General features: G+C 70.8%; 11 protein-coding genes. 1 reads left to right on the forward strand and 10 read right to left on the reverse strand.

The features are described 5' to 3' along the window. Positions 1-370: HNH endonuclease signature motif containing protein (locus ACRDSQ_RS22195; protein ID WP_431423725.1), on the forward strand; the 370-nt coding region annotated here is incomplete at its 5' end. A 213-nt stretch (positions 371-583) separates the two neighbouring features. Here ACRDSQ_RS22195 and ACRDSQ_RS22200 read toward each other — a convergent pair. The 10 genes from ACRDSQ_RS22200 to ACRDSQ_RS22245 form a co-directional block, all read right to left on the reverse strand. After that, positions 584-2263 carry an urease subunit alpha gene (locus tag ACRDSQ_RS22200; RefSeq protein WP_431423727.1) on the reverse strand — a complete coding sequence of 560 codons (1680 nt, stop codon included), beginning with the start codon at positions 2261-2263 and terminating at the stop codon, positions 584-586. Next, positions 2260-2946 (reverse strand): urease subunit gamma, encoded by a 687-nt coding sequence (ureA, locus tag ACRDSQ_RS22205; RefSeq protein WP_431423729.1) that lies wholly within the window; start codon positions 2944-2946, stop codon positions 2260-2262. Before ureA ends, ACRDSQ_RS22200 begins: the two co-directional genes overlap by 4 nt. After that, the gene (locus ACRDSQ_RS22210; protein WP_431423731.1) at positions 2927-3748 is read right to left on the reverse strand and encodes an ABC transporter ATP-binding protein; all 822 of its coding nucleotides are present in this window, start codon (positions 3746-3748) and stop codon (positions 2927-2929) included. Before ACRDSQ_RS22210 ends, ureA begins: the two co-directional genes overlap by 20 nt. Then, positions 3745-4731: an ABC transporter ATP-binding protein gene (locus ACRDSQ_RS22215; protein ID WP_431423733.1), complete on the reverse strand. Its 987-nt coding sequence runs from the start codon at positions 4729-4731 to the stop codon at positions 3745-3747. The genes ACRDSQ_RS22210 and ACRDSQ_RS22215 overlap by 4 nt, the downstream gene beginning before the upstream one ends. After that, positions 4728-5603 (reverse strand): ABC transporter permease, encoded by an 876-nt coding sequence (locus ACRDSQ_RS22220; protein ID WP_431423734.1) that lies wholly within the window; start codon positions 5601-5603, stop codon positions 4728-4730. Before ACRDSQ_RS22220 ends, ACRDSQ_RS22215 begins: the two co-directional genes overlap by 4 nt. Continuing rightward, entirely contained in the window at positions 5603-6550 is a 948-nt protein-coding gene (locus tag ACRDSQ_RS22225; protein WP_431423735.1) for an ABC transporter permease, read from the reverse strand. The genes ACRDSQ_RS22220 and ACRDSQ_RS22225 overlap by 1 nt, the downstream gene beginning before the upstream one ends. 1 nt (position 6551) lies before the next feature. Next, a complete protein-coding gene (locus tag ACRDSQ_RS22230; protein ID WP_431423736.1) occupies positions 6552-8186 on the reverse strand; it encodes an ABC transporter substrate-binding protein in 1635 nt (544 codons plus the stop codon). A gap of 76 nt (positions 8187-8262) precedes the next feature. Next, positions 8263-9318, reverse strand: a complete 1056-nt coding sequence (locus tag ACRDSQ_RS22235; RefSeq protein WP_431423737.1) for an agmatine deiminase family protein — start codon at positions 9316-9318, stop codon at positions 8263-8265. 80 nt (positions 9319-9398) lie between these two features. Continuing rightward, positions 9399-9986, reverse strand: a complete 588-nt coding sequence (locus tag ACRDSQ_RS22240) for a TetR/AcrR family transcriptional regulator (protein WP_431423739.1) — start codon at positions 9984-9986, stop codon at positions 9399-9401. Then, positions 9983-10604, reverse strand: a 622-nt coding sequence (locus ACRDSQ_RS22245) for a LysR family transcriptional regulator substrate-binding protein (RefSeq protein WP_431423741.1), incomplete at its 5' end; no start/stop codon positions are given. The genes ACRDSQ_RS22240 and ACRDSQ_RS22245, both read right to left, overlap by 4 nt.

Here is a 10604-nt window from a genome sequence, read left to right on the forward strand (position 1 = left end):
CGCGTGTGACAGCGCGGTCATCCCCTACGTCATGGGCGGGGCAACCCGACCACTGGACATCGGCCGGATGCGCTACACCATCCCCACCCACCTCCGCCGGGCCCTCATCCTGCGGGATCAGGGATGCGCGTTCCCCGGGTGTGACCGGCGGCCCCGCTCCTGCCACGGCCACCAAAGCCGGCACTGGGCCCACGGCGGGCCCACCGCACTCGACAACCTGGTTCTCTTGTGCGGGCAGCATCATCGGTTGATCCACAACTCCGACTGGGCCGTCACCATTGTCGACGGACTCCCAGAGTTCACCCCACCCGCTTATCTCGACCCGTACCGAAGACCACTCCCCGCAACACCACGACACTCGGCGGCCTGAACAGCCACCGAGCCACTGCGGGCACCCCTGGGCGGACTCCACGCGGAGCTCGGCGCACACGTGTTGGCCGGGCTCCCCGATCACAAGCCTTCGCCGCTCGCGCTGCGCTGCTGACCCACGACCCCGGCTTACGACGCACGAGAGTCCCCGATTGTGCGTGGGTTCACGGTCGTGGAGAGCTATTATCACCGCCATGAACAGCGATGCGGACCGTCAGAGGAAGTAGAGGCGATTCAGGCTGATGCTCTCGGCCGGTTGCGAGCTGACCGGGTCGCCGTCGATGGTCACTTCGCCTGTCCTCGCTTCCACGCGCACCACGGCGATCCGGTTGTTGCGGACCATCGAAGCGGGGCCGATCCCCCGGGTGCCGCGCACCCCGACTCGGCGCCTGCGGGTGGTCATGTGGTCGTTGCCCGCATCAGCCGCCGCCTGGCTGACGAACGCCACCGACAGGTCGGCCGCTGTGGCGCCGTGCGCGCCGAACAGTGGCCCGAGGACCAAGGGCTGGCAGGTGCCGGTGGCGGCGTTGGGGTCGCCGGTGACGCCGTAGGCCGGGAAACCGACCTTGAGGACCATTTCCGGCTTGGCCCCGAAGGAATCGGGGCGCCACAGCACGATGTCGGCGAGCTTGCCGACCTCCAGCGAACCGACCTCGTGGGCCAAGCCGTGGGCGATCGCCGGGTTGACCGTGAGTTTGGCGATGTAGCGCAGCACCCGCTCGTTGTCGTGGCGCGGGTGTTCGGCGCCGAACTCCGCTTTCATCTTGCCCGCCATGGCGAAAGTCCGGCGCACGGTCTCGCCCGCCCGCCCCATCCCTTGCGCGTCGGAGGAGGTGATGGGGATGACGCCGAGGTCGTGCAGCCGGTCCTCGGCGCCCATCGTGCCGCCGCGGATGCGGTCGCGGGCCAGCGCGTCGTCGCCGGGGAGGTGCGGTTTGAGGCCGTGCACCGAGACGATCATGCCGTGGTGTTCGGCGATGGCGTCGCGGCCGTAGGGCAGGGTCGGGTTGGTGGAGGAGCCGATGATGTTGGCCTCTCCCGCGAGCCGCAGGACGTTGGGCACGTGGCCGCCGCCACAGCCCTCGATGTGGAAGGCGTGGATCGTGCGGCCCTCCAGCACCGCGAGAGTGTCCTCAACGGACAGACATTCGTTGAGCCCGTCGGTGTGCAGCGCGACTTGGACGTCGTGTGCCTCGGCCACCCGCAGGGCGGTGTCCAGGGCCCTGGTGTGCGCGCCCATGTCCTCGTGGACCTTGAACCCGCTGGCTCCGCCCTCCACCAAGGCCTCCAGCAGCGGGGATTCGTCCGAAGAGGACCCTCGGGCGAGGAACCCGATGTTGACCGGCCACGCGTCGAAGGCGTTGAAGGCGTGGCGCAGCGCCCACGGCGAGTTCACCCCGACCCCCCACACCGGACCGAACTCCTGCCCGATGATCGTGGTGACACCGGAGGCGAGACTGGCCTCCATGATCCGCGGGGAGAGCAGATGCACGTGGGTGTCGATCGCGCCCGCCGTGGCGATGAGCCCTTCCCCGGAGACGATCGCCGTTCCGGTGCCGACGACGACGTCGACACCGTCGAGAGTGTTCGGGTTGCCCGCGCGCCCGACCGAGCAGATCCGTCCGTCGCGGATGCCGATCGACACCTTGCTGATGCCGAGGACGGTGTCGATGACGACGACGTTGCTGATCACCAGGTCGCAGGTTTCGCGCACGGGGGCGGCGAGCAGGTGCATGCCGTCGCGCGCGGTCTTGCCGAAGCCGACGAGGAATTCCTCACCCGGCCGTTGGGCGTCGTGCTCGACCTCGATCACCAGGCCGGTGTCGCCGAGCCGGATCCGGTCACCGGCGCGGGGGCCGTAGGCGTGCACGTAGTCGTCGTGGGTGAGGCTCATGGTGTGCCGTCCAGGTATCCGAGTCGGCGCGCGGTGCGCATGGCCCGCGCGCGGGTGTCGGGGTCGTCGAGTGGGCCGTCGACCAGGCCCGCGAAACCGATCGCGACGCGGTCGCCGCCGATGGGAATCAACCCGACTGTCTCGGTGCCGCCGGGGGCGAAGCGCAGCGTGGTCCCGGCGGGGATCGCGGCCCGCCTGCCGTAGGCGGCTTCGCGGTCGAAGCGCAGCCGCCGGTTCACCTCGAAGAAGTGGAAGTGCGACGTGACGCTGATCGGCACATCCGACGTGTTGGTGACCGTCACGGTGACCACCGCCGCTTCCGGCTCGGGTGGCGGGGTGCCGGGGAGCACCGCGCCGGGGGCGGCGGCGTCGGATCGCCCGCCTCCGAAAGGATCGGTGATCACGGCCAGCCTGCTGCCGTCGTCGAACACGGCCTCGACCTGGACTTCGGTCACGATGTCGGGCACGCCCGGCAACACATCCTCGGCGCGCAGCACGGAAAGGCCGACCTCGATGGCGTCGGCGAGGCGCACCCCGTCTCGGGCGGCTTCGCAGACCGCGTCGGCGATGAGGGCCGTGGCTTCGGGGACGTTGAGGCGCAAGCCGCGGGCGAGCCGCGCGCGGGCCAGCTCCGCCGCGGTGAAGATCAGCAGTCGGTCCCGCTCAGTCGGCGTCAGGCGCATCGTGATCACCCCGTTCCAGGTGGAGCACAGTTCGGCGGCTGGGTTTCCACCCGGGCCGAGGGACGCTGTCGAGCAGTGCCCGCGTGTACGGGTGGATCGGCGCCCGCAGCAGTTCGCCGGTGGCCCCGCTCTCGACCACCCGCCCCCCGCGCATCACGATCGCGTGCTCGGTGACCTGCCGGATGACCGCCAGGTCATGGCTGATGAACAGGTACGAGATCGCGGTCCGCTCCCGGATGTCGGCCAGCAGGTTGAGGATCTGGGCCTGGATGGACACATCGAGCGCGGCGACGGACTCGTCGAGGACCAGCACCTTGGGGTTCGCCGCGAGCGCACGGGCGATCGCGACCCGCTGCCGCTGTCCCCCTGACAGATGTCGCGGCAGCGCCATCAGGTGCCGCGCGCCGAGGGCGACCATGTCGGCGAGTTCCTCGACCCGCGCCCGCACCTCGTGCCGGGCGTGGAGGCGGACCGCCTCGGCCAGTGCCTGCTCGACGGTCTGGCGCGGGTCGAGGCTCGCGTACGGGTCCTGGAAGACGATCTGGGTCTCCAGCGCCCTGGCCCGGCGAGCCTTGGTGGACCGCGACGGGTGGGACCGGTCGTGCCCGCAGCAGGTGATCGTGCCCGATGTCGGCGCCTCCAGGCCGATGACCATCCGCGCCAGCGTCGTCTTGCCGGATCCCGATTCGCCGACGATGCCCAGCGATGAGCCGGGGGCGAGGTCGAAGGAGACGTCGTGCACCGCGGTGAACAAGCCGAACGACTTCGTCAGGTGCGACACGCTCAGCACCGACTCGCTCATCGAATTCCCTTCTGGGTCAGGTCGATCTCGGACGCCCTGACGCAGCGCACGGATCGCGACCGGTCCCCCGTCAGCGGCACCGGGGCGGTGGTGCACCGGGGCTGCCGGTGGACGCAGCGTTCGGCGAAAGCGCAGGTGTCAGCCGCCTCCCACGCCGAGACCGGGCGACCCGCGATCGCGGCCAGCCGCGGTGTGGGCGCGTCGAGGTCGGGCCGGGCCGCGGCGAGCGCGGCAGTGTAGGGGTGCGCGGGTTCGGCGTGCAGCCGGGCGGACTCCTGGGTCTCCACGATCTGACCCGCGTACATCACCGCGGTGCGGTCGCACACCGCCGCCGCGAGGTCGAGGTCGTGGGTGATGAACAGCAGCGCGACACCCGCGTCGCGGCGCAGTTCGTCGAGGATCGCCATCACCTCGGACTGGGTGGTGACGTCGAGCGCGGTGGTCGGCTCGTCGGCCAGGATCAGCTTCGGCTCGGCCAGCAGCGCCGAGGCGATCATGACGCGCTGCAGCATCCCGCCGGACAGCGCCGACGGGTATGCGCGCAAACACCTTGCGGTGTCGAGGATGCCGACCTCGGTGAGCATCCGTTGGGCACGGCGGGTCGCTTCGTCGCGGTCGACTTTCCGGACGAGGCGGAGTTGCTCGGTCAGGAAGTCGCCGACGCGGCGGACCGGGTTGATATGCGCGCGTGGGTCTTGGAACACCACCGACATCGCCGTGCGGGCGCGCCGCAGCTTCTCGCCCCTGGCGGTGAGCAGGTCCTCCCCTTGGAATCGGATGGACCCGGTCGCCACGGCGTTCGCGGGCAGCAGCGCCGCGACAGCCCGTGCCGTCATCGACTTGCCCGCGCCGGATTCGCCGACGAGGCCGAGCGCCTCGCCGCGTTCCAAGGTCAGTGAGACGTCGCGCAGGACGAGCCTGCCGCCGCCGGGGTTCTTCAGCGTGACGCTCAGGCCGTCGACCGCCACCAAAAGCTCACTCATGCGGCCACCTCGGATCCGTGTCCGCCGAGCCGCTCGCCCAGGATGTTGAACGCGACGACGACCAGCACCAGCGCGGTCCCCGCGACCAGCGATTCGGCCGGATATCCTTGCAGGACACCGGTTTTGCCTTCGGACACCATGACCCCCCAGTCCGCCTGTGGCGGCTGCACCCCGAGCCCGAGGAACGAGATCGCCGCCAGGTCGAGCGTGGCCCAGCCGAACAGGATGGTCGCCTCGGCGACGAGCACCGGCGCGATGTTGGCCACGATGTGCCGCAGGCAGATCACCGACGCCGCGGCGCCCTGCACCTCCAGCGCCTCCACATATGGCTGGGACCGCTCACGCAGCGCCGCCGCCCGAACCAGCCGCGCGACATACGGCGTGTAGGCGATCGAGAGCGACAGGGCCGCCGACAGCTGGCTCGGCCCGACGACCGCCGCGGTGAGTACCGCGAGCAGCAGGCCGGGGAAGGCGAAGACGATGTCTCCCGCACCGGAGATCAGGCTGTCCACCCAGCCGCGCCGCCACGCGGCCACGACGGCGAGCACCGTGCCCGCGGTCATGGCCAGCACGACGACCAGCAGCGGGCCGAGCAGCGACGAACGGGCGCCGACCAGCAGCCGGGAGAGCAGGTCGCGGCCCTGGGAGTCGAACCCGAGCGGGTGTGAGCCGTCCGCGGCGACATAGGCGTTGGCCAAGTCGGCCTGGTTCGGCGGGAACGGCGCCAGGAGCGGACCGAACACCGCCAGGAGCGCGGCGAGCGCGATGACCAGGACACTGGCGTGGCCCAGCCAGCCGACTCCCGCCAACCAGCGCAATCCGCGGCGGCGGCGCACCACCTCGATCTCGCCAGGGGTGATCGTCAGTGCCATCAGGTCGCCGCCGTTCCGAGTTTGACGCGCGGGTCGAGCACCGCGTAGAGCAGGTCGACCACCGTGTTGATCAGCACGAAGGCGGCCACCATGATCAGCGACAGCGCCTGCACGACGGCGAAGTCCTTGTTCTGCGCGGCGGTGACGAGCGCGGCGCCGATGCCGTTGAGGTCGAACACCTGCTCCACAATGGACACCAGGACGATGAGCGAGGCGATGCTCAGGCCGGTGACCGTCGTGATGGGCACCGCCGCGTTGCGCAGCACGTGGCGGCGGAACACCGCCCGGCGTGACAGCCCGCGGCTGATCGCGGTCTGGACGTGTTCGCGCGGGAGTTCGGCCCGAACGGCCGCGCGGGTGATCCGGGCGACCAGCGCCAGCGACGACGCGGCCAGCGCGGCACTGGGCAGGATCAGGTGCTTGAGCTGGTCGAGGAACCCGTCGCCGGTGCCGAGTGCCGGGAGCCAGCGCAGGTTCACCGCGAAGACGCTGATCAGCACGAGCGCGGTGACGAAGGACGGCACGGCGGCCAGGACCGTGGTCACGGTGAGCACCGCGGTGTCCACGAACCCCGGCTTGAGCGCGCTGAGCACCCCGACCGACACGCCGATCACGATGATCAGCACCGACGTCAACGCCAGCAGCCCCAGCGTGGTCCCGACCCGCTCACCGACCACAGTGGACACATCGGCCCGGTTGGCGATCGAGTAGCCCAGGTCGCCGTGCAGCGCGTCGGTCAGCCAGCGCCAGTACCGCACCGGCAGCGGGTCGTCGAGGTGGTAGCGGGCGGCGAGCTGCGCCCTGGCCTCCGGGCTGACCTTGCGTCCGCCGGTCAGGACCGCGATCGGGTCGCCGGGGGCGAGGTAGAGGGCGCCGTAGATCGCCATGCTGGCGATCAGCAGGGTCGCGAGCAGCAACCCGGCGCGGCGGATGAGGAACCGGCGCATCTCAGCGCGCCGCCGCGCCGAGCTTGGCCAGCCACGGCGCCTGCATGTAGGCGAACGACGACGGCGCCCCGGTGAGCTTGGTGTTCAGCGCCAGGATCGTCGGCGGGTGCGCGATCGGGATCCACGGCAGGTCCCGCATGATCAGTTTCTCCGCCTCGATGTCGTACTGCGCGCGTCGCTCGGGATCGGCCTCGGCCCGCGCGCTGGCCAGCAGCGACTGGATCTGCGGGTTGCTGTAGCCGGAGTAGTTCTGGCTGCCGTTGGCCGCGATGTAGGTGTTGTCGAGCGCGGCGGGGTCGGCGTAGTCGCCATAGGTGGTGCTGCTGAAGGCGTCGACGCTCGCGCGGGCCGCGGGGTCGGTGAAGAAGTTGATGTAGTTCTCCGGCGAGACGTTGTGCAGGCTGGCCTTGAGCCCGATCGCGTTCGCCGCCTGCTGCCACGCGTTGGCCTGGGTGGCGACCGTGGCCAGCCCGGTCGACGTGCCGATGACCAGGGGCTTCCCGGTGGCACCGGCGTCCGCGATCAGCTGCTTGGCCTTCGCGAGGTCCTGGGTGAGCTCCGGGGTCGCGTCCCACGCCGTGCGGAAGGTCTGCTTCGCGAACCCCCAGGTGCCGGGGTTGGTCGCGAGCCGGGGCACGAAGGCGTCGCCGCCGTAGACCGCGTTGATGTAGGTGCGCCGGTCGAGGGCGAGGGACAGGGCCTGGCGCACCCGGACGTCGCCGAGCACGCCGGTGAGGTTGGCCGGGATGAAGTACTGGGTCTCCATGCCCGGTCCCAAGTGGACGTTGATGCTCGGGGTCCGGCGCAGCTGGGCCAGGTTCGAGGTGTCGGTGATGAAGGCGCCGTCGATCTCGCCGGTGGCCAGGCCGGTGGTGAGCGTGGCCGCGTCCGAGACGCCGCGGAACTCGATCTCCTGGGTGGACGGCCGCAGCGCCAGGTCCCAGTAGTCGGGCCGGGCGGCGACGCGCACGGACTCCCCCGTCGTCCAGTTCGCGAGCTGGTAGGGCCCGGTGCACATGATGCCTCCGCCCGGGGTGCCGTAGTCGCGCCCCTTGGCCCTGGCGTACTTCTCCTGGATCACCACGCCGGGCATCGCGGACAGCTCACCGGTGAGCCAGTAGTCCGGTGTGGACAAGGTGATGGTGACAGTGTCGGTGCCGCTGACCGTGATGTCCGAGATCCGCTCCAAGTTCGCACCGTAGAAGCTGCCGACCTCGGGGTCCAGGTGGCGCTTGAGGCTGAACACGACGTCCGCGGGGGTCACCGGGCTGCCGTCGGAGAACTTCACGTCGGGCCGCAGCGTGAGCCGCAGGGAGGTCGGTGTCGCGTATTCGTAGGACAAGGCGAGGCCCGGGGCCACGGTGCCGTCCGGCTGCTGGCGCAGCAGGGATTCGCACAGCGTGGCGATGACGGTGTTCTCCGGGTAGTCGAACGCCGTGGCCGGGTCGAGGGTGGTGGGGTTGCGGTAGAGCGCCCAGGTGGCTTTCGGCACCGGGCCGCTCGCGGCCGCGGTCATGGGCGCGAGCCCGAACAGGTCGGTGGCGCCCTTCTGGGTCGGGTCGGCGGCCTGCCTGCCGCCGCAGGCGGCCAGCAGGAGGGCGGCGGCGCCGAGGGCGGCTAACCGGGTGATGGCCATGTCGGCCCCTTCATGGTGATAGGCGCGGTGGTGGGGGTGGTGATGTGCGGCGGGCCGCTCCGCGGAACAGGATCGCTCACGCCGCGGGGATCTGCTGGGTGATGCAGTGGACGCCGCCGCCGCCGTAGGCGACGGTGTTGGACGGCACGCCCACCACCTCACGGCCGGGGAACGCCACCGCGATCACGGCGAGCGCCTCGGCATCGAGGTCGTGCTGTGCGACCGGGACGATCACCGCGCCGTTCGCGACGTAGAAGTTGGCGTAGGCCACCATCGTCTGGGTCCCGTCGGGCAGGGTGTGGAACGGGTACTGCGGCAGTTCGACGATCTCCAGGGGCCTGCCCGCGGCGTCGGTGCTCGACTTGAGCACCTCGAGGTTGGCGGCCATGCGCTCGAAGTCCGGCAGGGTGGGGTCGGCGCACGTCTGCGCGATCACCACGCCGGGGCTCGCGTAGGTGCACACGCCGTCGACGTGGCCGTCGGTGTGGGTGTCGTCGTGGTGGCCGTAGGGCAGCCAGATGACCTTCTCGACGCCGAGGTTGGCCATCAGCTCGGCCTCGATGTCCGATCGGGACATCGACGGATTGCGGTTCGGGTGCAGCAGGCACTGCTCGGTGGTGATCAGGGTGCCTTCGCCGTCCACGGTGATCGCACCGCCTTCGAGCACCATGTCCGAGGCGATCCGGTCGATCCCGAGGACGTCGAGCACCCGCCTGCTGATCGAGGCGTCCTGGTCGTAGGGAAGGAACTTCTCGCCCCACGAGTTGAACGCGAAGTCGGCCGCGGCGCGGCGGCCCGTGCCGTCGAGCAGGATCTGGGGACCGGAGTCGCGGATCCACGAGTCGTCGATGGCGAGTTCGACGACGTCGACCGTGTTTCCGCACGCGCGCCGGACCTCAGCGCCCTGCCCGGGGTTGGCGATGACGAGCACGGGCTCGAAGTCGCCGATGGCGTTGGCGGTCGCGGCGTACTCGGCCTTGGCCTCCTCGAAATAGGGGCCCCACAACGACTCCCGGGTCGGCCACGCCATCAGGCACCGTTCGTGCGGCGCCCACTCGGCGGGCATCCGCCACTTGTGGACGGTGCTCCCGGGGGTCGTCGTGGCGCCTGTCGGTTCTGCTGCCGGTGTCATGGCAGGGAACTATGATCCTGACTGAAAAATTAGTCAAGAGTTGGGCGAGACTGATCCCGTTCTGTTTTCGTCGGGTCGCGCTAGTCGCCGACGGGCGCGTGGCTCGGCGTGAGCTCCTGGTCGACGATCTGCGTGAGGTGGTGGCGGGCGTCCGCGGTCGACATCAGCCGCGCCAGCCAGCGGTTGCTCAGGCCCTCGATGAGCGCGGTGAGCCGGGTCGAGACCGCGTGGGCGTCGACGTCCGGGGCGATGCTCCCGTCCTGCCTGCCCTGCTCGATGAAGTCGGCCAGGTCGGTGACCCACTGCTCGGTGGCGGCCGAGACCACCGGCCGCAGCGCCTCGTCGAACACCGCCGCGCCGCGGACCTCGCCCCAGACCGCGGAGTTCTCCCGCACCAGGTCGTCGTCCTGGAACTCGCCGAGCACCTGGAGCATGAGCTGTTCGCGCCCGGTCTTGCCCTCCTCCGCGTCGGCGTAGGACTCCGCCCGGGTGTTCACGTGCTGCATGGCCTGCGCGAGCAGCCCGGCCCTATCTCCGAAGTGGTAGTAGATCAGCGCCGTGGAGACTCCGGCCTCGGCGGCGACGTTCTCCACCCGCATGCCTCGAATGCCATCCCTGGCGATCACCCGGCAGGTCGCGCCGAGCAGTTGCTGTTTGCGGTCGTTCACGTCAGCACAGTAGCGCCGGAGCCGTAGCGGTCGCGGCAGAACTCCCTCAGCCGCGCCACGATCCGCCCGATCTCGGCCGCGCCGTGGTGGTCGCGGTCCCAGGCGGCATGCAGCCGCAGCGACAGGTCCCCGGACGTGGTCGCGACCCGCAGTCCGCGCAGGCCGAAGCGGCTGTCGTCGGACACCAAGGCGGCTCCCCAACCCGCGGCGGCCAACGCCTGCGCGACTTCAGGCGAGCTCGTCTCGCGCGCCCCGCTGAGCACGATCCCGGCGGCGGCCGACGCCTGGTCCAGCAACTGGCGCTGCGTGTACGTCTCGGGGAGCACCAGCAGCGGCGCGTCGGCCAACTCGCCCAGGCCGACCGACTCCCGGTGCGCCCAGCCGTGGTCGGCAGGCACGTACAGCCAGATCGGGAAGGTGGCGACCAGCGCGCTCGCGTGGCCGGCGGGTGGCGGGTCCGGCGAGACGGCCACGTCAGCGGCGCCGTGCGCCAGCGCCTCGTACGCCCCTCGGGCGGACTCCGGCCGGACGGCCGGGAACGGGTCGCCCGCGCCGAAGGTCGCGATGAACGGCGCCACGAGGTCGCTGACCGTGGTCGGCGGCGCGGCGATCCGGAGC

The organism is Actinokineospora sp. (assembly GCF_050699995.1).
Lineage (GTDB): Bacteria > Actinomycetota > Actinomycetes > Mycobacteriales > Pseudonocardiaceae > Actinokineospora.